This window comes from Dongia sp. (assembly GCF_041918875.1).
Taxonomy (GTDB): Bacteria; Pseudomonadota; Alphaproteobacteria; order Dongiales; family Dongiaceae; genus Dongia.
This window is the reverse complement of the sequence record NZ_JAYRUV010000011.1, coordinates 106,145-131,094: the sequence shown is the minus strand read 5'-3', so window position 1 is coordinate 131,094 and position 24,950 is coordinate 106,145. Positions and strand designations below refer to the sequence as shown.

General features: G+C 63.1%; 26 protein-coding genes. 18 read left to right on the top strand and 8 right to left on the bottom strand.

Going from position 1 to position 24,950, the window contains the following annotated elements; all coding sequences use genetic code 11:
- Positions 1-67: 67 nt before the first annotated feature.
- The gene (locus tag ACE3TY_RS13340; RefSeq protein WP_374653695.1) at positions 68-739 is read left to right on the top strand and encodes a FadR/GntR family transcriptional regulator; all 672 of its coding nucleotides are present in this window, start codon (positions 68-70) and stop codon (positions 737-739) included.
- On the opposite strand, the gene ACE3TY_RS13335 is transcribed toward ACE3TY_RS13340, so the two are convergent.
- A complete protein-coding gene (locus tag ACE3TY_RS13335; protein ID WP_374653693.1) occupies positions 736-1,788 on the bottom strand; it encodes an AraC family transcriptional regulator in 1,053 nt (350 codons plus the stop codon). The genes ACE3TY_RS13340 and ACE3TY_RS13335 overlap by 4 nt on opposite strands.
- Before the next feature lie 209 nt (positions 1,789-1,997).
- On the opposite strand from ACE3TY_RS13335, the gene ACE3TY_RS13330 reads away from it, so the two are divergent.
- The 9 genes from ACE3TY_RS13330 to fabG all read left to right on the top strand — a co-directional run bounded on the left by ACE3TY_RS13330 (position 1,998) and on the right by fabG (position 11,243).
- Positions 1,998-4,277, top strand: coding sequence for a propanediol/glycerol family dehydratase large subunit (locus ACE3TY_RS13330; RefSeq protein ID WP_374653691.1), 2,280 nt, complete (start codon positions 1,998-2,000; stop codon positions 4,275-4,277).
- Entirely contained in the window at positions 4,277-4,702 is a 426-nt protein-coding gene (locus ACE3TY_RS13325; protein ID WP_374653689.1) for a diol dehydratase small subunit, read from the top strand. The genes ACE3TY_RS13330 and ACE3TY_RS13325 overlap by 1 nt, the downstream gene beginning before the upstream one ends.
- Before the next feature lie 9 nt (positions 4,703-4,711).
- Entirely contained in the window at positions 4,712-5,407 is a 696-nt protein-coding gene (locus ACE3TY_RS13320; protein ID WP_374653687.1) for a cysteine hydrolase family protein, read from the top strand.
- Positions 5,404-6,132, top strand: a complete 729-nt coding sequence (locus ACE3TY_RS13315) for a type 1 glutamine amidotransferase (protein WP_374653685.1) — start codon at positions 5,404-5,406, stop codon at positions 6,130-6,132. The genes ACE3TY_RS13320 and ACE3TY_RS13315 overlap by 4 nt, the downstream gene beginning before the upstream one ends.
- A gap of 278 nt (positions 6,133-6,410) precedes the next feature.
- Positions 6,411-7,574 (top strand): PotD/PotF family extracellular solute-binding protein, encoded by a 1,164-nt coding sequence (locus ACE3TY_RS13310; RefSeq protein ID WP_374653683.1) that lies wholly within the window; start codon positions 6,411-6,413, stop codon positions 7,572-7,574.
- Between the two features lie 106 nt (positions 7,575-7,680).
- On the top strand, positions 7,681-8,748 hold the full coding sequence (locus ACE3TY_RS13305; RefSeq protein ID WP_374653681.1) for an ABC transporter ATP-binding protein: 1,068 nt from the start codon (positions 7,681-7,683) through the stop codon (positions 8,746-8,748).
- A gap of 14 nt (positions 8,749-8,762) precedes the next feature.
- The gene (locus ACE3TY_RS13300) at positions 8,763-9,617 is read left to right on the top strand and encodes an ABC transporter permease (RefSeq protein WP_374653679.1); all 855 of its coding nucleotides are present in this window, start codon (positions 8,763-8,765) and stop codon (positions 9,615-9,617) included.
- A gap of 3 nt (positions 9,618-9,620) precedes the next feature.
- Positions 9,621-10,439: an ABC transporter permease gene (locus ACE3TY_RS13295; protein ID WP_374653677.1), complete on the top strand. Its 819-nt coding sequence runs from the start codon at positions 9,621-9,623 to the stop codon at positions 10,437-10,439.
- A gap of 21 nt (positions 10,440-10,460) precedes the next feature.
- Complete coding sequence (fabG, locus tag ACE3TY_RS13290) at positions 10,461-11,243, top strand: 3-oxoacyl-ACP reductase FabG (protein ID WP_374653675.1); 783 nt, start codon at positions 10,461-10,463, stop codon at positions 11,241-11,243.
- 48 nt (positions 11,244-11,291) lie between these two features.
- Here the strand turns inward: fabG and ACE3TY_RS13285 are convergent, their stop codons facing one another.
- Positions 11,292-12,359, bottom strand: a complete 1,068-nt coding sequence (locus tag ACE3TY_RS13285; protein ID WP_374653673.1) for an AraC family transcriptional regulator — start codon at positions 12,357-12,359, stop codon at positions 11,292-11,294.
- A 253-nt stretch (positions 12,360-12,612) separates the two neighbouring features.
- On the opposite strand from ACE3TY_RS13285, the gene ACE3TY_RS13280 reads away from it, so the two are divergent.
- From ACE3TY_RS13280 to ACE3TY_RS13245, 8 genes are all read left to right on the top strand, one after another.
- Positions 12,613-13,611 carry a phosphotransferase enzyme family protein gene (locus ACE3TY_RS13280; protein WP_374653671.1) on the top strand — a complete coding sequence of 333 codons (999 nt, stop codon included), beginning with the start codon at positions 12,613-12,615 and terminating at the stop codon, positions 13,609-13,611.
- Positions 13,612-13,635: 24 nt separating this feature from the next.
- Positions 13,636-14,925, top strand: a complete 1,290-nt coding sequence (locus tag ACE3TY_RS13275) for an aspartate aminotransferase family protein (protein WP_374653669.1) — start codon at positions 13,636-13,638, stop codon at positions 14,923-14,925.
- 13 nt (positions 14,926-14,938) lie between these two features.
- Positions 14,939-16,540, top strand: coding sequence for an aldehyde dehydrogenase family protein (locus ACE3TY_RS13270; RefSeq protein WP_374653667.1), 1,602 nt, complete (start codon positions 14,939-14,941; stop codon positions 16,538-16,540).
- 18 nt (positions 16,541-16,558) lie between these two features.
- Positions 16,559-17,158 carry a BMC domain-containing protein gene (locus ACE3TY_RS13265; protein WP_374653665.1) on the top strand — a complete coding sequence of 200 codons (600 nt, stop codon included), beginning with the start codon at positions 16,559-16,561 and terminating at the stop codon, positions 17,156-17,158.
- Between the two features lie 5 nt (positions 17,159-17,163).
- Entirely contained in the window at positions 17,164-17,580 is a 417-nt protein-coding gene (locus ACE3TY_RS13260) for a hypothetical protein (protein ID WP_374653663.1), read from the top strand.
- Positions 17,577-17,834, top strand: a complete 258-nt coding sequence (locus ACE3TY_RS13255) for a EutN/CcmL family microcompartment protein (RefSeq protein ID WP_374653661.1) — start codon at positions 17,577-17,579, stop codon at positions 17,832-17,834. The genes ACE3TY_RS13260 and ACE3TY_RS13255 overlap by 4 nt, the downstream gene beginning before the upstream one ends.
- Before the next feature lie 29 nt (positions 17,835-17,863).
- Complete coding sequence (locus tag ACE3TY_RS13250; RefSeq protein ID WP_320502228.1) at positions 17,864-18,145, top strand: BMC domain-containing protein; 282 nt, start codon at positions 17,864-17,866, stop codon at positions 18,143-18,145.
- A 141-nt stretch (positions 18,146-18,286) separates the two neighbouring features.
- Entirely contained in the window at positions 18,287-18,922 is a 636-nt protein-coding gene (locus ACE3TY_RS13245; RefSeq protein ID WP_374653659.1) for a microcompartment protein, read from the top strand.
- Here the strand turns inward: ACE3TY_RS13245 and ACE3TY_RS13240 are convergent.
- The 6 genes from ACE3TY_RS13240 to ACE3TY_RS13215 all read right to left on the bottom strand — a co-directional run bounded on the left by ACE3TY_RS13240 (position 18,919) and on the right by ACE3TY_RS13215 (position 24,830).
- A complete protein-coding gene (locus tag ACE3TY_RS13240; protein WP_374653657.1) occupies positions 18,919-19,899 on the bottom strand; it encodes a branched-chain amino acid ABC transporter permease in 981 nt (326 codons plus the stop codon). The two genes, ACE3TY_RS13245 and ACE3TY_RS13240, sit on opposite strands and share 4 nt — an antisense overlap.
- Positions 19,899-20,777 carry a branched-chain amino acid ABC transporter permease gene (locus ACE3TY_RS13235; protein ID WP_374653655.1) on the bottom strand — a complete coding sequence of 293 codons (879 nt, stop codon included), beginning with the start codon at positions 20,775-20,777 and terminating at the stop codon, positions 19,899-19,901. Before ACE3TY_RS13235 ends, ACE3TY_RS13240 begins: the two co-directional genes overlap by 1 nt.
- A gap of 7 nt (positions 20,778-20,784) precedes the next feature.
- On the bottom strand, positions 20,785-21,498 hold the full coding sequence (locus ACE3TY_RS13230) for an ABC transporter ATP-binding protein (protein WP_374653653.1): 714 nt from the start codon (positions 21,496-21,498) through the stop codon (positions 20,785-20,787).
- Positions 21,495-22,295 (bottom strand): ABC transporter ATP-binding protein, encoded by an 801-nt coding sequence (locus ACE3TY_RS13225; RefSeq protein ID WP_374653651.1) that lies wholly within the window; start codon positions 22,293-22,295, stop codon positions 21,495-21,497. Before ACE3TY_RS13225 ends, ACE3TY_RS13230 begins: the two co-directional genes overlap by 4 nt.
- A 27-nt stretch (positions 22,296-22,322) precedes the next feature.
- The gene (locus ACE3TY_RS13220) at positions 22,323-23,648 is read right to left on the bottom strand and encodes an ABC transporter substrate-binding protein (RefSeq protein ID WP_374653649.1); all 1,326 of its coding nucleotides are present in this window, start codon (positions 23,646-23,648) and stop codon (positions 22,323-22,325) included.
- An 81-nt stretch (positions 23,649-23,729) separates the two neighbouring features.
- Complete coding sequence (locus ACE3TY_RS13215) at positions 23,730-24,830, bottom strand: class II histone deacetylase (RefSeq protein ID WP_374653647.1); 1,101 nt, start codon at positions 24,828-24,830, stop codon at positions 23,730-23,732.
- Positions 24,831-24,950 lie beyond the last annotated feature (120 nt).

Here is a 24,950-nt window from a genome sequence, read left to right as displayed (position 1 = left end):
CAATTTTCGTGGACGAATAGTGCAAATCATGCTAATTGGTTCAACATTGGATCAAACGAGCGAGACGATGCCGAAACCGATTGCCGCCGATATCGCAAGGAGCCTGCAGCAGCGCATTGACGCCGGCGAGTGGGCTGACGGGCGCCAGGTGCCGCCCGAGCGCGACCTTGCCGCCGATTTCGGCGTGGCACGGAACACGATCCGGCGCGCCATGGATCTGCTGCGCGATCAAGGCACGATTTCGCGCCATGTCGGGCGCGGCACTTTCGTCACCAATGGCGCCAAGCATTCCTTGAGCGAGATTGTCGCCGGCATGGAGGGCGCGAGCCCCGCCGACATGATGGAACTGCGCCTGCTGCTGGAGCCCTTATCGGCAGCCAATGCGGCGATCAATGCCAGTGCGGCGCAACTGGCCGGCATCGAGGAAGCGCATCGCGCGGCCATCGCCGCCACCGACATCATGACTTTCGAGCAGTGGGATTCGGCCCTGCATCACCGCATCTTCGCCTGCTCGCGCAACGAATTGCTGCGCGGCATCTATGACCTGCTCCATGTCCTGCGCAACCAGTCGCCCTGGTTCGACATGAAGAAGCGCTCCTTCTCGGAGGAGCGGCGGCAGAATTACTGCCGGCAGCACGACGCGATCGTGACCGCGATCCTCAGCCGCGATCCGGAAGCGGCGCGGGCGGCAACCCTCGCGCATCTCAAGACGGTCGAAGCCAATCTGCTGGGACGTTAATGCTTCGGCATCCCCTGGCGCCAGGCGCGCGGGCTCATCCCGGCCCAGCGCGTGAAGGCGCGGGTGAAGGCGGAAAGCTCGGAATAGCCGAGCAATAGGGCGATCTCGCTCAAGGGCAGCTGGTTTTGCTGCAGATAGTGCCGGGAAAGGTCGAAACGGGTCACTTCGACGGCCTCGCGGAAGCCCAGCCCGGCATCGGCCAAAGCCCGCTGGATGGCGTTGGGCGAGAGGCGCAACATCTGCGCCACCTGCTCCAATGTCGGCGCACCGTCGGCCAGGCGCACACGCACCGCACCCCGCACCCGGTCGACCAGCGATTCCGGCCTCTCGCGCGAGCCCAGGGATTCGAGGCAGGTCTGCATCATGGTGAGCAGCTTGAGATCCCGCCCAGGCATCGGCCGGCCCAGCAGATCGGCATCGAAGACGATGGCATTGGTGGCGCAGCCGAAATAGACCGGCGCGCCGAAGGCCATTTCATGCTGGCGCCAGTCAGCGGGCCTTGGATGCTCGAACTGGATTTCCAGCGGCGACCAATACCTGCCGCAGCATTCGCGGATGATGTTGGTGAACTGGCCCAAGGACAGTTCCGCATCCTGCCGCCGCGCGATGATCGACGGGGAAAGAATCCGGTATTCCAGGCGCATGCGGCCATCCCGGTCGCACCGCAGCGCCATCGCCGACGAGCTTTGCTGATAGCGGAAGAGACCCACCAGATTCTCCAGCGCGCTGCCCAGGGTCGGCGAGGAGAGCGAGGCATAGCCCCACATGCCCAGATCGCGCGGGGAAAATTGCTGGCCGAACCAGAGGCCGAAATTGTCGCGGCCGGTCTGGCGCGCGGCTTCCTCGAACAGGGCGCAATAAGCGGCAAGGCGCAGCTGCAGCGCCGGCGCCGCGGTCATTTCCGGCGCCAGGCCGCAATTACCGAAGATGGAATCGACGTCGCCGCCTTGTGCCTCGATGAAATCGACCAGACCGGACGCCGCCGCCGACAGCACGATCGGTGCCGCTTCGGCGCCTGCTGAAAATGTCCGACCGCCTGCATGGATCATGCGAAACAATCCGCTGTCGTCAAGAACGCCGAAAGGAAACATCGGAAAGGGTCAGGAATGATGGCATGATGCCGCCGATGCTGCAAGGCAGCAAGCCATCGCTGTCAAACGCCAGACATTTTCGGTCAAGCAGGCCGGCCGATCTGATAATAGGCTCCCAGGCAAAATTGCAGAAATCTGCCCAAGGAACTGGCAGTGGGAGAACGAGGATGAACGACCGACCGCAGACCAGCGCCAATCGCTGGCGGCGTTTTGCCGATTGGGACGAGCGGCCATTGCGCCTGGACCGTTTCGCGATCGAGGATCCGGAGAACGGCTTTGCCGCTTTCAAGGGCGCCAAGGATCCCAAGCCCGGCCTGATCATCGCCGACGGCAAGGTCGCGTCCATGGACGGCGTCCCGGCAGCCGCGTTCGACATGATCGACCATTTCATCGCCAACCATCACCTGGACCTCGGCATCGCCGAGGAAGCGATGGCGATCCCATCGGACGAGATCGCCTTCATGCTGCTGGATATCGGCGTGCCGCGGACGGAACTGGCGCGCCTGGCCCATGGCCTGACCCCCGCCAAACTGGCCGAAGTGGTGGCGCAGCTTTCCGCGATCGAGCTCGCCTTCGCCTTTTCCAAGATGCGCACGCGCAAGACACCCGGCAATCAGGGCCATGTCACCAACGCCAAGGACGATCCGCTGCAATTGGCGGCGGATGCGGCAACGGCGGTGGCCTTCGGCTTCGACGAGGTCGAGACCACCATGCGCGTCGCCAGGAATGCCTGGTCGAATGCGCTGGCATGTGCGGTGGGCGCCTCGGTCGGGCGTTGGGGCACGCTCTTCCAATGCTCGAGCGAGGAATCGGAGGAACTGCAGATCGGCATGGCGGGCTTCACCTCCTATGCCGAAACGGTATCCGTCTATGGCACCGAGCGCGCCTTCACCGATGGCGACGACACGCCCTGGTCGAAGGCGTTCCTGGCCGCCGCCTATGCCAGCCGTGGCATCAAGATGCGCTGCACTTCGGGGGCCGCTTCCGAATTGCTGATGGGGTTCCATGAATCGAAATCCCTCCTCTATTTGGAGGCGCGGTGCCTGTGCCTGCAACGGGCCATGGGTGTGCAGGGGACGCAGAATGGCGGCATCGACGGCGCGCCCCTGGCCTCGACCATGCCGGGCGGGGTGCGCGAGCTGATGGCGGAAAATCTTATCGCCGTCTGGCTCGATCTCGAATGCGCCACCGGCAACGATGCGCGCCATTCCGAATCCGAGATCCGGGTCGGCGCCAAGATCCTGCCCTTTCTCATCGCCGGGTCGGATTTCATCTGTTCCGGCATGGGATCGATCCTCAAATACGACAATTCCTTCAATCCCTCCTCCTTCAACGGCGAGGAGATGGAGGATTTCCTGGTCCTGCAGCGCGATTTCGAGGCCGATGGCGGCCTGACATCGGTCGATGAGACCAGCGCCCTGGAACTGCGCCGGCGGGCGGCCGACGCGCTGGGCGCCGTCTTCGAGGAATTGGGCCTCGGCAAACCCAGCGAGGCGATGAAGCGCAGCGTCGTCGTCGCCTCCGGCTCCAACGAGACGATGAGCTATCTGCCGCGCGACGTCGCCCTCATCAGCGGGGAGATCAAGGCGCGCGGCATCAATGTGCTCGACGTCATCAAGGCGCTGGCCGCACGGGGCTTCCGGGAGGAAGCGCGGAACCTCCTCAATGTCGTGCGGCTGCGCGTCTCCGGCGATTATCTGCAAACGGCAGCGGTGGTGCGGCGCGGCCATGTCATCAGCGCCGTCAACGATCCCAACGATTATGGCGGCCCCGGCACCGGCTATCGCCTCAGCGACCGGCGGCGCAAGGAGCTGGCGGCCATCCGCGATGTGCTGACGCGCGACGAGGTCTTGCGCACCGAGGCAACCTTCGCCAGCGCCGAAAACCGGCGCATCCGCTACCAGGCCCTGGGCGCGGCGGCGGCCGGTGGGCCGAAGAACGAGATTGTCATCGGTGTCAGCCCCGCTTTCGGCCTGAAACTGTTCCGCACCCTGGCCGGCCATCCGCTTTCCGCCGTGTTGCGGGCGATGAGCGAGGGTATTGCAGAAAAGGGCGGCATCGCGCGCATCGTGCGCATGCGGCATACGGCAGATACCTCGTTCCTGGGTCTTAGCGCCGCGCGCCTCGCCGGGTCGGGGATCGGCATCGGCATCCAGGCCAAGGGAACCGCCGTCATCCACCAGGCCGACCGCCTGCCGCATCATAATCTGGAACTGTTCTCCAACGCGCCGATCACGGCGCTCGCGCATTACCGCAAGCTCGGGGCGAACGCTGCCGTTTACGCCAAGGGCGAATTGCCGGAACCGGTCGTGGTGCCGACCGAGGGCGAGGCCATGGGCGCCCGCTACCACGCCCAGGTGGCCCTCATCTATGCGATCGAGACCTCGCTGACAGAGGACGGCGCCAAGCCCGAGGAAATCGAGATCGCCTTCCTGGAGGTTCAGTAATGGCCCGGATCGACGATGTTGCCGATTATCCCCTGGCGGAGAACCGGCCGGACTTGGTGAAGACCGCCCGCGGCAAGGGATTGGAAGAACTCACGCTCGATGCCGTGATGGCCGGCGAGGTGACGCTGGAGGATCTGCGCATCACCCCGCAGGCGCTCAAGGATCAGGCGCGCGTGGCGACGCTGGCTGGCCGGCCGACCCTGGGGCGCAATTTCGAGCGCGCCGCCGAACTGGTGCCGGTGCCGCAGGATTTCCTGCTGCAGGTCTATGAATTGCTGCGACCGGGCCGCGCCAAGACCAAGGCCGACCTGCTGGCGGCCGCAAAGACCTTGCGCGAGGACTATAAGGCCGAAAAGATGGCGATCTTCGTCGAGGAGGCCGCCGAAGTCTATGAACGCCGCGGTCTGTTTACATTCAGGTTCTGAGAATTCCGCATGAGTTGGAAGATCCGACACCGATCCTTCTATTACCAGGGCGCGCCCGAGCCCGACGACCTCGACTTCAAGCCGGCGGAGACGGCGCTCCTGGTCATCGACGTGCAGAATACCTATCTGGAGCGGCCCGACCGCGCTTCGCTCGATGCCGCCGGAAAGGCGCATTACGATGCCTGGACGCCATTCCACGACCGCATGAACGGGACGGTCATTCCGCGCACGGCAGCACTTCTGGCCTGGGCGCGCAAGCATGGTGTCGAATGCCTGTTCGCGCGCATTGCCTGCCAGACCAAGGATGGGCGCGACCGGTCCTTGAGCCAGAAGATGCCGGGCTGGAACAATCTGCTGCTGCCAAAGGACGCGCATGCCTCGCAGCTGGTGCCGCGACTGCAGCCTCAAGGAGATGAAGTTGTCGTCACCAAGACAACGGACAGCGCCCTGACCGGCACCAATCTGCGCCTGATCCTGCATAATCTCGGCATCAGGAATGTCATCTGCGCCGGCATCTTCACCGACCAATGCATCTCCTCCACCGTGCGGAGCCTCGCCGATGAGAGCTTCCAGGTCGTGGTGGTCGAGGATTGCTGCGCCGCCGGGTCGGACGCTCTCCATGAACAGGAACTGGCGATCATCAACATGATCTACTGCCATGTCATGACCGCCGAGGAACTCAAAGCCATGATGAAGCTCGCATGAAGCGCATCCTGATCATCGTTCCGGAACTGGTGGCCCCGCCCGGCATCCTGGGGCAGGCATTGATCGCGCAAGGCGTCCATTACGACGCGGTCTTTCCGGTGGCGCGCTTTGCGAGCTACGCCCCCATGGATTATCCGGGCCTGCCGCAAGGCCCCGCCAATTATGCCGGCCTCATCGTGCTGGGCGGACCGATGAGCGCCAGGGACGAGCATCTTTATCCCTTCCTCACCGAGACGATGGCCCTCATCCGTTCCTTCACGGCGGCCGAGCGCCCGGTGCTGGGCGTGTGCCTGGGCGCGCAGATCATCGCCCATGCCTTCGGCGGCGAGATCTACCGGATGGACAGGCTGGAATCCGGCTTCCATCAGCTCGACCTGACGCCGGAGGGGCAGCGGGATCCGTTGTTCGAGGGCGTACCACGGCCGGTGACCGCCTTCGAAAACCATTACGAGGCCACGCGCGACACGCCAGGTGCCGTGCCGCTGATGACCGGCGGCGCCTGTCCCGTCCAGGCCTTCCGTGTCGGCGCGAAGACCTATGGCGTGCAGTTCCATATCGAGGTGACGATCGATATCGTGCGCGACTGGATCCGCATGTTCGGCGCCGATTTCTGTCGGGATGAGCCAAGATTACTGACCGATCTCGACCGCCAGTTCGAGACGCATTTCGGGCGCTATGTCGAGGTCTGCAACACGCTCACGCGGAATTGGCTGGCGTTAACCTGAGCATGATGGCCAGACTGGGACGATCCATCTCGCCAGTCAAACTGGTCTGTCAAACTGGTCTGTCAAAATTATCGGCCTTAATGTCAAGACCGGGTAGCAGGGGCACCCTATCGTCCCTAGCGTGACCGATTTTAAGACGACTTGCGGCAAGCAAGCGAAGAATGCGCACACCACATTCAACGGCACGGCCGACCGGACTGAAGAGGTCGGAGGGCGCCGGTTTGGTCAACAGGGAAGCGGCACCGGCGTCGAACGGCCGGGCCAACGGAGAGGGACAGATGAGCAGCTTCAAGCAGTCACGTCGCAATTTCATGCAGAATTCGGCCCTGATGGCCGCGGCTTTCGCCACCGGCGGCGTCGCCGGCCTGCGCCCGGCCTTCGCCGACCGGTCCAAGGAACTCAATATCCTGTGTTGGGAGGGGTATAACTCGGCCCAGGTCCTGGACCCGTTCCGCCAATCCAGCGGCGCCACGGTGAAGGCGGAATCGCTCACCAACGACCCCACCATGATCAACCGCCTGCGTGCCGGCGAAACCAATGTCTGGGATCTGATCAACGTCAACAATCCCTGGGCGCGCAAGGTGATGTTTCCGGAAAAGCTCATCCAGCCTCTGGATCGCGCCAAGATGGAGCCCTATTTCGAGAAAATGGCGCCGGATTTCAAGCCGCCCTACAAATGGGCGATGGATGACAGCGGCAACGAGCTTCTGGGCATGTGCCAGCGCTATGGCCCCTATTCCTTCGTCGTCAATACCGACAAGGTGAGTCGCGATGCGGCCGAGGACCAGGGCTGGGATCTGTGGAACGATCCGGCCAACGACAAGAAATACGGCATCCTCGAATCCGACGATTGGAACGTCTTCAACATCTGCTGCATCGCCGGATTCGATCCCTTCAAGGAGCATACGGACGAGGAAGTCGCGAAGTTCACCGAGACCGCCAAGAAGGTCTTCAAGGGCGCCAAGGTGGTGGGCGACATCGCCACGATGAATCAGGCGCTAGTTTCCGGCGAGATCGATTTCCACATGACGGGTGGCACCTATTCCGCCTCGCCGGCGCGCGCCGATGGTGCCGCCGCCATCCGCGGCATCACGCCGAAGAAGGGACCGATGGAAGGCGGCAAGGGCGGCATATCCTGGATCGAGGTAACATCCGTGGTCAACAACCCGGACATCTCGCCGCTGGCCGTGCAGTTCCTGGAATATGTGCAGGACCCGAAGGTCGCCCATACGGTGGCGTTCGCCGAAGGGACGTTCAACCCGGTGGCGCAGATGGGCAATCCGGACTGCTTCAGCCTCTTCAGCAAGGAAGAGCTGGATGCGATCCAGTATGACAGCCTGGAAGAGGAAATGGCGCGCTCGGTCGAATACGATATCGTGCCGGATTACGCCAAGCTGCTCGACATCATGACCGCGGCTAAGCGCGAGGCTTCGGGCGGCTGATCGGCAGACCTTTCCGCCAAGATGTCGGATCGCCCGGCGCGTACCATGCCGGGCGATCCCGTCTTGATCTTCCTTCGTCACATTACGACCCGGATTTCCAAGGACCATGCACGTCCGATCGCCCATTCTGCAATTACGCAATCTGACCAAGACCTTCGGCAATTTCACAGCCGTCAAAGGAATCAACCTCGACATCTCGGAGGGAGAATTCTTCACCATCGTCGGCCCATCTGGCAGCGGCAAGACCACCTTGCTGCGCATGCTGACGGGGATGGAGGGCGCCAGCGGCGGCGATATCCTGCTGCGGGGCGCCCGCATCAACGATCTGCCGGCCAACAAGCGGCCGACCTGCATGGTGTTCCAGTCGCTGGCTCTGTTCCCGCACCGCACGGTCGGGCAGAACATCGAGTTCTCGCAGAAGATCAAGGGCGTCGAACCGGCCAAGCGCAAGGCACGGGCCCTGCAGCTGATGGCGCAGCTGCGCCTGCCGGAGAATTACTACGACAAGAGTGTCACCAAATGTTCCGGCGGCGAGCGGCAGCGCGTGGCGCTGGCCCGGGCGCTTGCCTACGATCCCGACATCCTCTTCTTCGACGAACCATTGTCGGCCATCGACTACAAGCTGCGGAAGACGTTGGAGAAAGAGCTCAAGGACATTCACCGCGAAACCGGCAAGACCTTCATCTACATCACGCACAGCCTGGAAGAGGCGATGGTGATGAGCGACCGCATCGGCGTCATGCGCGCTGGGCAATTGGTCCAGGTGGGTTCACCGCAGCAGATCTACAGCGCGCCGGAAACCAAGTTCGTCTCCGAATTCATCGGCGATGTGAACGTCATGGCGGTGACGGCGAACGGCGCCAGCGGGGTCCATGCCGCTGAATTCGATGTGGATTTCGTGAGCCAGACAGTACCGGCGGGTTTCACCAACGGCCATCTGGTGGTGCGGCCGGAATCGCTGCGTTTCCTCGGCAACCGGTCCGAAGCGCAGAACTGCCTGGAGGGTCGCCTCTATAACGAATATGTGCTGGGTTCGCGCATTCAATACCAGGTGCGCGTGGGCGAGCATGTCTTCATCGTCGAAAAACTGCGCCAGCAGGAATTCGGCGGCAAGCTCGACGACCGGGTCCTCATCGGCTGGGATGCCAAGGACGGCATCCTGGTGACGGATTGATCGGGGGCCGCGCGATGAGCCTCTCCAAGATATTCGGCCCCGGCATAAGGAACGCGCTGCCGCTGATCCTGTTTCTGCTGATCGGGTTTGCAGCGCCACTCCTGGCCGTCATCGGGTTTTCCTTCATCCCGGCGCGTTCCTTTTCGCTGTGGCAGCCTTGGAGCCTCGGCAACTATATCGAGATCTTCAATTCCACGAGCTATCTCTCCTTCCTCTGGTCGCTGGGTCTTGCCGCCCTCACGGTGCTGATTCTGGCCATCATCTGCTATCCGATCGCCTATGGGCTGGCGCGGGTCTTCGGCAAATATTCGACGCTGGTGACGCTGCTGTTCACCATTCCCCTCTTCGTCTCGGAAAATGTCCGCCTCTATGGCTGGGTTCTCTTCTTCATCAAGAACGGCGTGCTGCTGGGGACACTCAAGGCCTGGTTCGGCATCGAGCCGGAAAGCTGGCTCTTCACCAGCAGCATCATCGTCTTCGGCATGGTCTATGTGTATCTGCCCTTCATGCTGTTTCCGATGACGCTCGGCGTTTCCATGGTGCCGGACCAGACGCGGGATGCCGCCTTCGATCTGGGTGCCACGCGCTGGCAGGTGTTCAAGGAGGTGGAGCTGCCGCTTTCCATGCCGGGCATCATGATCGGCTTCCTGCTCTCCTTCGTGCTGGCCGTGGGTGCCATCGCCGAGGCGAAGGTGCTGGGCGGGCAGCAGATCATCCCCATCAGCCACGATATCGAGATTGCCTTCACCTATGCGCAGAACTGGCCGCTGGGCGCCGCCCTTGCCGTTCTCCTCATGCTGGTGGTCGGCAGCATGGTTCTGTTCGTGCTGCGCCGCTTCGATCTCGATGCCATTCTGGGGCGGAGATAGGCGATGGACGGTCTTACCCCCCGCTGGCGGACATCTTTGATCTGGGCCTGGACGGCGGCGATCGTGATCTTCATGTATCTGCCGGGGCTCTGCCTGCTGCTGGCATCGCTCACCTCCAGTCGCTATTTCATCTTTCCCATCAACAAATGGGGTATCGCCTGGTGGCAGAAGACATTCGACTCGCTGGAAATTCATCAGCTTTTCAGGACCTCGATCTTGATCGCGCTCTGCGTGACGGCGATCGCCGTGACCATCGCCCTCTTCGGGGCGCTCGCTTTCGCGCGCTATGACTGGAAGGGCCGGTCGGTCTATCAGAAGATCGTCTTGCTGCCGATCTTCTTCCCGCAATCGGTCCTAGGCCTCGCCCTGCTGCTCTGGTTCAATGCGCTGGGCCTCACCATGTCCTGGCAGACGGCGGTCTTTGCGCATCTGGTGTGGATCATCCCGGTCTGCACGCTGGTCATTTCGATCCAGGTCTATTCCTTCGACCCGGCGCTCGAAGAGGCGGCCTTCGATCTTGGCGCCACGCGCTGGCAGGTGTTCCGCGAGGTGACCTTGCCGGTGCTGTTCCCCGGCATCTTCTCGGGCGCGCTCTTTGCCTTCCTGCTTTCCTGGGGCAATTTCCCGCTGTCGCTCTATACCACCGGCGCCGACACGACGATCCCGGAATATCTTTATGCCAAGATGGTTGCCGGTTACACGCCGGGTGTCCCGGTGCTGGGCACCGTCTCGACCTTCGGCGCCGCGACATTGTTGCTCTGCGGCTATGCCCTCATCCTGATCCTGCGCCGGCGCCGCGCCAGCGCGCCGACAGAAAACTGAAGAGAAGCGGAGGAGACACCCATGCTGGGACAATCGATCCAGGGAAAATCCGTCATCGTCACCGGCGCCAGCAAGGGCATCGGCAAGGGCATCGCCCGCGTCTTCGCCCGCCACGGTGCCAAGGTGCTGGTGGTCGGCCGCGATCTCAAATCGGCGGAAGCGACGGCGAAGGATTTCACCGATGCCGGCTGGATTGCCAGCGGCTTCTCGGCCGACGTCACCAAGCTTGGCGACATGGAGAAGATGGCGAAGACGGCGGCGGAGCGCCATGGCGGCGTCGACGTGCTGTGCGCCAATGCCGGCGTCTTTCCGCAGGTGAAGATCGAGGACATGTCGCCGGAAACCTGGGACGAGGTGCAGGCGACCAACCTCAAAGGCACGTTCCTTTCCGTCAAGGCCTGCATCCCATTCTTGAAAAAATCCGGCGAGGGGCGCATCGTCATCACATCCTCCATTACAGGGCCCGTCACGGGCTTTCCCGGCTGGACGCATTACGGCGCCACCAAGGCCGGGCAATTGGGCTTCATGCGCACGGCCTGCATGGAAGTCGCCAAATACGGCATCACGGTCAATGCCGTGCTGCCGGGGAACGTAATGACCGAAGGGCTCATCGAACTTGGCGAGGATTACATGAAAGGCATGGCGGCGGCCGTGCCGATGGGCAAGCTCGGTAATGTCGAGGATATCGGCCATGCCGCCCTCTTCCTCGCCTCGCGCGAGGCCGGCTACATCACCGGGCAGACCATCATCGTCGATGGCGGGCAGATCCTGCCCGAATCACAGGACGCGCTGTCGCAGATGTAAAGCAACGAATACGTCATGCCCGGGTCAAGCCCGGGCATGACGATTCGCTCAATGCCCCTGCTTCCTGTAGGCGCGCGGGCTCACGCCGGTCCATCTGGTGAAGGCGCGGGTGAAGGCCGAGAGTTCGGAATAGCCGAGCAGCAGCGCGATCTCGGTCAGCGGCAGTTGGCGCTGGTCGAGATACATCTGCGCCAAGCTCTGGCGCGTCGTTTCGACCGCGTCCTTATAGGTGAGCCCCTGTTCCGCCAGTTCGCGCTGAATGACGAGAGCCGGCACGCGCAGGGAATGGGCGATCTGGTCGAGGCTGGGATAGCCGCCGGGGAGGCTGACGCGGATGGCGGTCTTCACCCGATCGACCATGCCGTCATTCCCGGTGCGATGGGACCCTAAGGATTCGAGACAGGTCTGCATCATGGTGAGAAGCTGCAAGTCACGTCCAGGCATCGGCCGTTCCAGGAGCTCCGGCCGGAACAGCAAGGCATTGGTCGGCTGGCTGAAATAGACCGGGGCATCGAAGGACGCCTCATGCTCCTTCCAGAATTCGGGACGCGGATGTTCGAAATGCACCTCGACCGGCGACCATTTGGAACCGCAGCAATCACGGATCACGTTGGCGAACATGCCGAGCGATAGTTCGGCGTCCTGCCTGCGCTCGACGATCTCGGAAGAATATATCTGGTATTCGAGACGCATCAGCCCGTCGGCGCCCTTCACCAGCTGCATGCCCGAAGATTCCTGGTGAAAATGGAAGAGGCGCACCAGATTGCCGAGTGCCGCCCCAAGATTTGGGGATGAAATCGCCGCATACCCCCACATGCCGAGGTCGCGCGGCTGGAATTGCTGGCCGAAATGCAGGCCGAAATTGCCGGGGCTGAATTTGTCGCCCTCGATCTGGCGCGCCGCCTGCTCGAACAGGCGGCAATAGCCGGAGAGCTTCAGCTTCAAAGTCGGGGCCCCGGCCATGTCCGGGGCGATGCCGGAATTGCCGAAGATCGAATCAACATCGCCGCGCTGCCGCTCGATGAAATCCACCAGGCCAGTGGCCGCCGCGGCCAGCACGACGGGCGCGCCGGTCTCGCGCGTCTCGGTCCTCATATCCAGCGAAGCGGATGCCATTGTTTTCCCCAGCCAGAGTTCATGAACCAGACTGCAGATAAGGCAGGATGATGGCACGCAAGGTGGCGGGGCTTCAAGCGGTCAAAGCTGAGCAGCTGTCAAGATCGCCCGGCCAGGGGTCAAGCCGGCTTGTCGCGGCGCGCCTAATTTCCCCATGGTTGGAAAATTGCCCGCCGCGTAACGACGGTGCGTCCCGTTCCGGTTAACGAACGGGAGGAGAGGCTTCGCCATCCACTGGGAGCAAGGACGAGAGATGAGCGGTATGCTCACAACGGAACAATTGTTGCGCGCGATCGACGAGCTGGCTGCGGCGGCCTTGCCGCGCTGGGGCTTGGGCGGTGCCGAACTCACGCTCATCAATCATTCGGAAAACTGGACCTATCGCGTAACACCCGTGGGCGCCGCGCGGCCGGTGATCCTGCGCGTGCATCGCGATGGCTATCACAGCGTCGAGGGCATCCGCAGCGAACTGGCCTGGATGCGGGCGCTGCAAGCGGAAGCGGGCGTGAAGACGCCGCAGGCGATACCGGGCATCGACGGCGCCGACATCCAGACCGTGGCGCATCCGGTACTGGTCACCCCGCGCAATTGCGTGCTGTTCGAGTTCATCGACGGGATCGAGCCGCCGCAGGGCAATCTCATTCCGCCCTTCCGGCAGTTGGGCGAAGTGACGGCGCGCTGCCACAATCACAGCGAGACATGGAAGCGCCCGCCCTATTTCGAGCGCCTTTCGTGGGATTTCGAACATTCGCTGGGCAAGACAGCCAATTGGGGTGCTTGGCAGGACGGGCCGGATTGCACGCCGGACCGCGCCAGGCTGCTGCAGCGTGCGGTGGATCTGATGGAGAGGCGCCTCGATAATTTTGGGCAGGGCCGGAACCGCTACGGCCTCATTCACGCCGATTTCCGCCTCGCCAACCTGCTGGTCCACCAAGGCGACGTGCGCGTGATCGATTTCGACGATTGCGGCCTGGGCTGGTTCCTCTATGACGCGGCGACCGCCGTCAGCTTCTTCGAGGATCGCGCCGACGTGCCGGAGCTGATGGAGGCCTGGAAGGAAGGCTATCGCCGCCAGCGCGCCTTGCCGCCCGAAGACGATCATGAAATGTGGACCTTCATCCTGCTCCGGCGGATGACGCTCTTTGCCTGGATGGGCAGCCACGCCGAAACGGACCTCGCCCGCACCGAAGGTCCCGGCTACAGCACCGGCACCTGCGAACTCGCCGAACGCTACCTCAGTCAATACAGCTGAACCCGGACGGGTCAGGAGTTACCGATGGTCGATTACCCAGAGAGTCCCGAGAAGCGCGAGCTCATCGCCAAGTCGAAACAGTTCTGGAATCCGGGCAAGACCCAGGCGTGGCAGGATATGGGCGTCGATCTGGTGATCGACCGGCGCGAAGGCTATCTGCTGTGGGACATGGATGGGCGGCGCCTCATCGATCTCCATTTGAACGGCGGCACGTATAATATCGGCCATCGCCACCCGGAGCTGATCGAGGTGCTGGGTCGCGGCATGCAGCGCTTCGACATGGGCAACCATCATTTTCCCAATATGGGACGCACGGCCCTGGCCGAGCGGCTGGCACGCATTTGCGGCGGCGACATGCATTACACCATGTATGCCTCGGGCGGCGCCGAAGCCATCGACATCGCCCTGAAGACCGCGCGCCATGCCACGCAGCGGCGCAAGATCGTCTCGATCGTCAATGCCTATCACGGTCATACCGGTCTGGCAGTGGCGGCCGGCGCCGACCGGTTCAAGAAGATTTTTCTATCCGACCAGCCGGAAGAATTCGTCCATGTGCCGTTCAATGATCTCAACGCCATGGAAGACGCGCTGAAGGGCAAGGACGTCGCCTGCCTCATCATGGAGACGATCCCGGCAACCTATGGCTTTCCCATGCCGCTGCCTGGCTATCTTGCCGAAGTAAAGAAGCTGTGCGAGCGCTACGGCGCCCTTTATGTCGCCGACGAGGTGCAGACGGGCCTGATGCGCTGCGGAGAGATGTGGGGCTATCAGCGCTACGGCATCCAGCCGGACATCATGGTGACCGGCAAGGGCATTTCCGGCGGCATGTACCCGATCGCCTGCGTCGTCGTGCGCGAACCCTATGCCGGCTGGCTGAAACAGGACGGCTTTGCCCATATGTCGACCATGGGCGGCGCCGAGCTTGGCTGCCTCGTCGCCATGAAGACGCTGGAAATCCTCGAGCGGCCGATGGTGAAGCCGATGGTCAACTATATCTCGGAGACCTTCCGCAACGGTCTTCACGAGATCATGCGGCTTTATCCCGGCTTCTTCGTGGGCCTGCGCCAATGCGGCGTGGTGATGGGGCTGGAGTTCGATTTCCCGGAGGGCGCCAAGCCGGTGATGAAGCATCTCTACGAAAACGGCGTCTGGGCGATCTTTTCGACGCTCGACCCGCGTGTGTTGCAGTTCAAGCCCGGCGTGCTGATGACAGCCGATCTCTGCGCCGAAGTGCTGGAGCGGGTCGAACGCAGCATCGGCTTGGCTTACGCCGAATGCATGGGCAAGGGCCGCAGCACCCATCGGGCCGCGTGAGGAGCACTGCAGCATGACCGCCATCGTTGAAGAAATCCTCGCCGGCGACAAGCGCCCGACCGGCACCGCCGATCTGATGCTGCAGATGGCCGAATGGGCGGCGGCGGCCTTCGCCCGCTTCGACCGCGGCCGCATCGAGAAGATCGCACGTGCCGCCGCCGATGTGGCTTTCGCTCATGCCGGGGAATTGGCCGAAGCGGCGGTCAAGGAAACCGGCTTCGGCGTTGCCGCGCATAAGAAGATCAAGAACGAGCTGACCTCACGCGGCCTCTTCGATCTCTATTCGAAAGAGGATTTCTGTTCGGCCAGGATCAAGGCCGAGCTGAAGATGGTTGAGTTGCCCAAGCCGGCGGGCGTCATCTTTGCCCTCACCCCGTCCACCAACCCGGTCTGCAGCGTCTATTACAAGGTGCTGATGGCGCTCTTCACCCGCAATGCCATCATCCTGTCGCCGCATCCGACGGCCAAGGGCTGTTCGGTGAAGGCCGCCAAGTTGATGGCCGAAGCCGCGGAACAGGCCGGTGCGCCTGTCGGCATCATCCAGATCATCGAGCAGCCGAACCTGCCGCTCATCGACTATGTGATGAAAAGTCCACGCATCGGTGTGATCCTGGCTACCGGCGGCACGCCCATGGTGCGCTCGGCCTACAGTTCCGGGAATCCCGCGATTGGTGTCGGTCCCGGCAATGCGCCGGCTCTTGTCGACGAAAGCGCCGACCTCAATGAGGCCGCCAAGCGCATTGTCCTCTCCAAGGCGTTCGACAATTCCATCCTCTGCACCAATGAAAGCGTCGTGGTGGCGGTGGAAAACATCGCCGACCGGCTGTTGCAGGCGCTTAAATCGGTCGGTGCCTATATCGCCAAGCCGGAGGAAGTGGCGGCGTTGCGCGAATTGCTGTTCGGTCTCGGCTCGTTCAACACGGCGGTGCTGGGGAAGTCCGCGGTCGAGATCGGCGCGCAGGCCGGTATCCGCCTCCCCTCGAATACGCAGATCATCATTGCTGAAATCGACCGCGTCGGGATCGACGAGCCGCTCTCCAAGGAAAAACTCTGTCCCGTGCTGAGCTTCCTGCGGGTCCCGCATGCCGACGCCGGCATTACCCAGGCCCGCGCCCTCATCCGCCTGTCCGGCGCCGGCCATTCCGCCGCCATTCACAGCAAACACGCGCCGACCATCCTGAAATATGGCGCGGCGGTGAAGGCGCTGCGGGTCGCGGTCAATGCGCCCTGCAGCCTGGGTGCCGCCGGCTATGGCACGCATCTGGCGCCGGCCTTCACCATCGGCACAGGCTTCTTCGGCTCCTCCTCGATCGGCGAGAATGTGGGACCGCAGCACCTCATCAACTGGACGCGCATCGCCTATAACGACGATCCCAAGGAAGTATTCGGCGATTTCGGCGGGCTCGATGCCAATGCGGGCGGCCCCGCCTTGGCGCTGGGCCTGGAGGCGCCGATTTCCCTGGGACGCCTGCAGGAAGGAGCCGATGCGGCGCAGGATCCCCTGCCCATGCCCCTGCCCCTTTCCAATAGTGGGTCGATCGACGAGATCGCCATCCTGCGGGAGGAAATCCGCCGCATGGTGCTTGAGGAACTGCGCGGGGCGATCCGGTCATGAGAAGGCAGCACTGACATCATGGCCGATCTGCGCTCCTTCATCTTCATCGACCAGCTGCAACCGCAGACGCTCTGCTATATGGCAAGCGGCATGCGCGGGCGCCTGCCGCGCACGCATATGGCCGCCCAGATCATCGAAGTGGCGCCCGGCCTCGATATCGAAGCGCTGACCGATATCGCCCTCAAGCATGCCGAAGTGAGCGGCGGCATGCTGGTGGTGGAACGCCAGTTCGGTTATCTCGAATTCCATTCGCGCTCGACGGCGGCGGTGAAATCGGCCGCCGAGGCCGTGCTGGATGAATTGGAGGCACGGACCGAGCAGGCGATGAAGCCGCAGATCCTCGCCTCCAAGATTGTGACCAGGATCGATAACGGACACGCCTTCCTCATCAACCGCAACAAATCCGGTTCGATGATCCTGCCCGGAGAATCGCTCTTCGTTCTCGAGATGCAGCCGGCCTCCTACGCCATCCTGGCCACCAACGAAGCGGAAAAAACGGCAGATATCAAAGTGATCGATTATCGCATGTTCGGCGCCACCGGCCGGGTCTACCTCTCCGGCGAAGAATCCAATGTGCGCATGGGCGCCGAAGCGGCCCTGGCCGCCCTGCAGGGATGAGCCAGATGGACAAGAGCCTCATCCGCAGCCTGATCCGTGACGTCATCGCCGAGGAAGTGAAGGCGATGAAAGCGGGAAAGTTGCCGGCGGTCGCTGCATCGTCCGTGCGCATCGCCAGCGATTCCGACCTCGCGACCTTTGCCAAGGACGTGCTGCGCCTGGCCGAAGATCCGCAAATCCGTGCAGCGATCCAGGCCGGTCGGCATCCGTTCCGACTGGCCGGCGGCACAGCCAGGACGCTGGTTGTCCCGGCGACTGACCAGAGCCATCGCATCGACAAGGGTGTCGTCACGGAAGGGGTCATCGCCAAGCTCGGCGGAAATATCTCGCGCCTGCTTCTTGGGCCGGGCGTCAGCATCACCCCCTTGGCCCGTGACAAGGCCAAGGCGCGCAACATCAGCGTCGAAAGGATCGGACAATGATTCGCGGTCGGGTCGTGGGCCGTTACTGGGCCACCAAGAAGATCGAACACATCCCGTCGGGCGCCTTCCTGGAAGTGGAGAGCCCGGGCGGCGGCCGCATGATCGCCTTTGACGTGCTGGGCTGCGGCGAGGGCGAGGACGTACTCATCGTCGCCGGTTCCACCGCGGCCTCGTGGCTGGGCGGCGGCAAGATTCCCATCGATGCGCTCATCATCGGCTCGCTCGATGAGACATCGAAACCCAAATCCAAATAACCAACTCTGTCGAAAGCAAGGAGAGAACCATGTCGAACGCTATCGGAATGATCGAGACCAAGGGTTTCGTCGCGGCCCTGGCCGCGGCCGATGCCATGGTGAAGGCCGCCAACGTCACCGTGGTCGGCCGCGAGGAAGTGGGGGATGGGCTGGTCGCCGTCATCATCAACGGCGATGTCGGCGCGGTGAAGGCCGCGACCGAAGCCGGTGCCGAGGCCGCGAGCAGCGTCGGCACGCTCGTTTCCGTCCACGTCATCCCGCGCCCGCATCCCGACCTCGGCAAGCATTTCTCGACCGCCAGCGGGAAGTAAGCCAAATGGGGCTCCGCTCTAAGCCCTCTCCCTTCAGGGGGTGGGTTGGGTGGGGGCGGACGGCCCCCTACCTCGTCTGCTGCCCCCTCCCGACCTCCCCCCTGAAGGGGGGAGGGGAAGAAGTTAGTCTGGAACCCATTCATGACCGAGCTTCGCGTCTATCTGCTGGTGAAAGATCTGGCCCGCCAGTTCGCCGCTTACATGTCGACGCCCACGCGGGCGCGCGGCTATCCGCCGATGCAGGGGGAACACAGCCTGATCATCGAGGTGGCGCCCGCCCTGGCCATTCACCGCATCTGCGACCTGGCACTGAAGACCGCGCCGGATATGGAGCCGGGGCTACTCTATACCGAACGGCAATACGGCATCCTGGAACTGCACGCGGCGGATCTCGCGCATCTCAATTTCGCCGGCGACGCGATCCTCAAGGGCATCGGCCACAAGCCGGACGACCAGCTGAAGCCCCGCACGCTTTATGCCGACATCATCGACGATGTCTCCGACCAGCATGCCATCATCCTCAACCGCACGCGCGAGGCGTCGATGCTGCTGCCGGGGAAATCGCTGCTGCTTTACGAGCTGGAGCCGGCGCTTTTCGCCTCGGTCGCCGCCAATGAGGCGGAGAAGGCAGCACCCGGAATCACCATCGTCGATGTGCAGATGATCGGCGCCAGCGGGCGGCTGTTCCTCTCCGGCACGCGCAAGGAATGCGAACGCGCCCGCAACCGCATCGACGAGGTGCTGGGTGCCGTGATCGGCCGATCGGGCAAGGCTTAGCGCGGCTTCAGCCGCGCTAAGGCCGATTGCAGGCTGCCGAGGACTCCCTTGGGCAGCAGGATCACGAAGCCGGCGAGGATCAATCCCAGACCGATATCGCGCCAGTCGCCGAACTCGCGCATCGCTTCGTCGGCCGCCATCAATAGCAAAGCACCCAGCAACGGCCCCCAGACCGTGCCCATGCCGCCCACCACGATCATGGAAAGCAGGAACAGCAGGGTCGATATCGAGAAGGCCGTCGGGCCCACGGCGGCGAAATGCACGGCGTAGAAGGAACCGGCGAGACCCGTGAAGAAGGCCGAAAGGGCGAAGACCCAGAGCTGGTATTTGAAGCGGCTGACGCCGCGCGCCATGGCGCAGCCGGGATTGTCGCGCAGGGCCTGGAAGGCCAAGCCCATCGGCCCGCGCATGATGGCGATAGAAAAGACAGCGGCCAGCGCCAGCAGGCCCAGCCCCACGTAATAATCCGCGACATACCATTTCGAGCCGAAGAGATCGCGAAAGCCCAGGTCGCCGAAACGCGTGAAGCCGCGCACGCCGCCGAAGAGCGGCATGCAGCCGGAGGGCGGATTGGTGAAACAATCCGTGTCGTTGACGATGAGCAGGTAGAGAACCTGCGCCACCGCCAGCGTGAGCAGCGCGACATAGGGCCCCTTCAAGCGCAGGCAGGCGAGGCCCACCAGCGTGCTGACCGCCACCGTCGCCAGCGCGGAAAGCGGCATGGCGAGGATCATCGGCATGTTGAAATAGTAGCCGAACATGGCGGTCGCATAAGCGCCGACGGCAAAGAGCGCCATCTGCGCCAGCGAAAAGATGCCACCCACGCCCAGCACCAGGTTCCATTGCAGGACGACGATGCCCCAGATGAAGAACAAGGTCGCCTGGGTCACGAAATAGCGCATGCCGATGAAGGCCGGCACCAGCGCGAAGAGAATGACGAGGCCCAGGCCGATGAGGAGATCGCGGCGCATGTTCATCAGAGGCGCACCACTTGCCGGCGGCCGAACAGGCCATAGGGGCGCCAGATGAGGACGGCGATCACCAGCAGCAGCAGGATGGCAAAGCTGTAACGCACACCCAGCACATATTGCGCGACCGCTTCGAGAAGGCCAAGGACGATGGCGGCACCGACGGCACCGTAGACATTGCCGAGGCCGGCCACGACGCAGATGATGAAGGCCTTGAGCATCGGGTCGCCACCCATATTGGGTAGAAGGCTGGAGAGCGAACTCACCATCACGCCGGAAATGGCCGCGAGTGCTCCGGAAAGGGCCAAGACCTGGGCATAGACGAACCCGACGCGGACACCCATCAGCTGGGCGGCTTCACGGTTCTGCGCCGTGGCGCGGATGGCGCGCCCGAGGCGCGTCCGCTGCAGCAGATAGGCAAGTGCCGCCATGAGGCCGACGGCGACACCGAGAATCAGCAGGTTCTGATTTGGGATATGCACCGAGCCGATCACAACGGCGCCGGGGAGATTGAGCGGCTGCGGTGTCGGCTGCGGCCCGAACAGGCGCAGGATGACGTTTTCAATGACGGCGCCGATGCCGATCGTGGCGATGAAGATCTGCGTTTCGAAATTGGCCGATTTCAGCATCGGCTGCGCGGCGGCGTAGTAGACGAGCAGGCCTACCAGCCCGCAGACCAGCATCGCCGCGAAAAGGCCCAGGGCCGGATGCAGGCCCAGGCGATTCATGGCGAAATAGCAGACATAGCCACCCAGCGCCAGAAGCGCTCCATGAGACATGTTCAGCATGTTGAGCGAGCCGTAAACGAGCGCCAGACCGATGGTGGAGATGGCATACATCGCCCCCATGGTGAGGCCGGAGGCGAGGATCTGGACGACGACATCCATGGGCAGATCAGGCTCCGAGATAGGTTTCAAGGATTTCGGGCCGCGCCATCAGCTCGGCGCCCTGGCCAGACCAGACCAGCTGGCCGTTATCGAGGAGCGCGATGAGCACTGCCTTGTCGGAAACGCGGGCGGCATTCTCCTCGACCACCAGGATGCTGTGGCCGGCGGCGGTCAGTTCACCGATCACTTCGTAGATCTGGTCGATGACGATGGGAGCGAGGCCCAGCGAGGGCTCGTCCAGCATCAATAGACGTCCGCCGCCCATGAGGCCGCGGCCGATGCCAACCATGCGCCGCTCGCCGCCCGACAAAGTGCTGGCGACCTGGCCGCGGCGGTCCCTGAGCTTGGGCAGCAGGGCGAAGACCTGTTCCAGCCGCCGCCCGCTTTCCGCTGCGGCTGCGGGCAGATAGGCGCCCATCAAGAGGTTCTCCAGCACCGTCATTTCCGGAAACAGCATGTCGCCTTGGGGCACATGGACGATGCCGGCATCGACGATTTCGTCCGCGCGGAGGTCGTTGAGCGCCAGACCGCCTAGTGAAATCCGGCCGGAACGCAATGGGAGCAGACCCGAAATCGCCCGCAGGAGGGTCGTCTTGCCATGCCCGTTCGGCCCGATAATGGCGGTGACGCCACCTTCGGCGATGGTGAGCGACACGTCGTGCAACACGGGCTGGCTGCCATAGCCGGCGGTTACATTCGCCAGGGTGAGGAGCGCGCTCATGCCGAGACTTGTTCCTGTAACAGGGTGCCGAGGCGCTGCGAGGCGCCTTGGCCGAGATAGACTTCGACCACGTTGCGGTCTTCGATCAGCCCTTGCGGCTTCCCTTCGTAAATCTTCTCACCGTGATGCATGATGAGGACGCGGGTCGAAAGCTGGACCAGGAAGCGCATCACATGTTCGATGAGGATGATGGTGATGCCGCGCGCGGCGATGCTGCGCACGACCGCCATCACATGGTCGATTTCCTTGGGATTGAGCCCACCGACCGGCTCGTCCATCAGCAGCAAGGTCGGGTTGCTGGCCAGGGCGCCCGCCAGCATCAGCAGCTTGCGGTCGAGCACGGGCAGCAGCCCGACGATTTCATGATCCTTGCCGGTGAGCCCCACGGCGGCCAGCGCTTCATCGACCTGGGCTGCCACATCGCGCCCGATACGCAGACCCGGTATGAGCCGGTTGCGGCGGCCGAAATAGGCGGCCACTTCGACATTGCCGCGCACGGTCAGGCTGTCGAAACCGGCATTAAGCTGGAAGGTACGCGCAATGCCGGCATGACAGAGCGCTTCGGGCGGCAGGCCGGCGATGTCGCGGCCCTGGAAGAGAATTTCGCCCGATGTCGCCGGATTGAGGCCGGAAACCGCCTCGAACAGGGTTGTCTTGCCGGCCCCGTTGGGACCGCCGATGCCGAGCACTTCGCCCGGCATCAATTCGAAGCTGAGATTGTTGACGGCCGCCAGGGCGCCGAATTGCTTGGTCACATTGCGACATACCAGCAAAGGCTCCGTGGCGGCCGTCCCCATTCCTTCATTCCCTCAAAAATACCTGGATCAGGCCTTGATCCAGGGCGGCAGCTTGAACGTCGCCGTGTTGTAGGGCGCAGGCGCGATAAGGCCGCCGCTCTTGGTCTGGTCCTGAATCTGCAGGAACTGATGCGGCATGCCAAGCGAGGAGTCGTTCACCTGCGTCGGGTAGGAATAGGCCGCCTGTTCGTCGGCCATGAAGCGGGTGGTGCCGGTGACGCCACGATAGATGAGGCTGCGCATGCGCGCCGCCACCTTGCGGTTCTGTTCGTCATTGCCCGGCTCGCCCGTGCCGCCGGCCAAAGCCGCCGCGGTTGCCCAGACATAGGCACCGTCATAAGGCTGCGCGCCGGAATTATGGCCGGCATTCTCGCCGAACTTGGCCTTGTAGCGCGTCTCGAAGGCGCTGCCGATTTCATCCTGCAGGGCGCCGACGACGGTCGCGTAGACGACGCCGACCGAGGCTTCCTTGGCGATGTCGCGGAAGGCCGGGATCGAGGGGCCGTATTGCATGTAGATGAGGCTCGGCGTCGGATTGGGCACGAACTGTACCATGAACTGCGCGAGGTCGGCCGGCAGGAAGTGGGTGACGGCGATGACCGCCGGCGGGTCCTGCCGGATCTTGGCCAGCGTCGGGCCCCATTCCGAAATCGGCACGTTCACGGTTTCGAACAGGCTGATCTCCCAGCCATATTCGGCACCCTTCTCCTTGATCGCATTGGCGATGTTGGCGGCATAGACACCGGCCGAGAGCACCACCGCCATCTTGTTGTTCGGGCGCTTGAACTGGCCGCCCTCTTCCAGCTGCTGGATGAATTTGAGGAAGCCCGGCCCGTACCAATATTCGGCGGGATCGCCCTGGAACGAGCCGAAATAGCGTTCGGGGTTCGATTTGATGAGGTTGTTATGGCCGATCGTGGTGTCGTAATGGACATAGATGATGCCGGCATCGGCGATCACATCCTGCACGGCGGCGCCCGAGCCGATATTGTAACCGTTGATCACGGCATGAACCGAATGGCGGTCGATGAGGCGCTGCACGGCCTGGACGTTGGTCGGGTCGCCCATCTGCTTGGTGTCTTCGAAATAGGGCTCCAGCGGCCGGCCGAGAATGCCGCCCAGCGCATTGATCTCCTCGCAGGCCAAGGTCAGGCCGTTCTTGAATTCGACACCGTCGGCGGCGGCGAAATCGGTGAGCGGCGCCGCCTGGCCGACCGGAATGGGGTCGCCATCGGCACGGGCACCGTCATTGATGCCGGCCAGGATCGTGGCACCGCTGCCCAGCGCCGCTGCGCCTTTCAGGAAATTTCGGCGACTGGGGATGACGTTGGGCTTCTTGATCTCTTCAGACATATCCAGAGCACTCCCTCAAAGCAGCCGCCATTGACATCGATCGGTCGCTGCCGGCGCGGCTGGCCCGGCGCGGACCTGTTGTCACGCGATATCGGTCAGCAATTTGGCCGCGGCCTCGATGGCTGTCCATTGATGCGGCTGCAGATCCTGCTGGCCCCAGGTCGCCATGGGTCCGGCCCAGGGATCATCTATATGGGTCCTGATCCCGGTCAGTTCCTCCATCACGGCGAGGCCGCAATAGGGCACATACATCTGGGAATAGCCGCCCTCGTGCGACATCACGAGGCGCCCGCCGCAGAGCTCGCCGGCGACCTGCATCAGCAGGCGCGTCATCCGGCGATAACCTTCGGCACTGACCATCATGCGGCCCAGCGGATCGACACCGGACGCATCGAAACCCGATGGCACCACGATCATCTCCGGCTTGTAGCGGCGCAGGGCCGGCACAACGACATGCTCGAAAGCCGCGAGATAGGCACCATTGCCGCAGCCGGGCGGCAGCGGGATGTTGAGATTGTAGCCGAGGCCAGCGTCCTTGCCGCGTTCTGCAAGGCCACCCGAATCGGGTGGATAAAGGCCATCCTGATGCAGCGAGATAGTCAGCACGTCCTTGCTGCCATAGAAGGCAGCCTGCGTGCCATTGCCATGATGCACGTCCCAATCGACGGTCGCCACGCGCCCCACGCCGCGCACGGATTGGGCATGCATGATGGCGATCGCGACATTGCCGAAGAGGCAGAAACCCATGCCGAGATCGGCTTCGGCATGATGTCCCGGCGGGCGGCACAGCACATAGGCGTTCCCGACCTTGCCATCGAGAACAGCATCGACCGCCGCCATGGTGCCGCCGGCGGAAAGCTGGGCAATCTCGAAGCTGCCTTTGCCGAAGGGCGTCAGCACGCTGGCGTCGCCGCCATTGACGGCGCTTTGGCGCTTGATGCGCTCGATATAGGAACGGGTGTGGAAGCGGGCGATCTCGTCTTCGGTGGCATAGCGCGGCTTGATCGGCACCAGACGGTCGAGCAGACCACTCACTTCCAGGAGATTGCGGAAGCGGCGCTTGCTTTCGGGATTCTCGGCATGCTCGCCGGGCTGTACCGTGAGACTGGGGGGAAAGACCTGCGCCCAGTTCCAAGTATTGTGCCACATATATAGTTCATGGAAGACGAAACCCGTCGCCATTGCCGCCCCCAAAGCCTCGATATGCCGGCCGGACTCAATGATCCGCGCCCGTTTGACGCATTTGTGACGGATGATTCGGGCTTTGTCCCGCCCCGGACGGGTAAGGTGGGGGCGAAACAC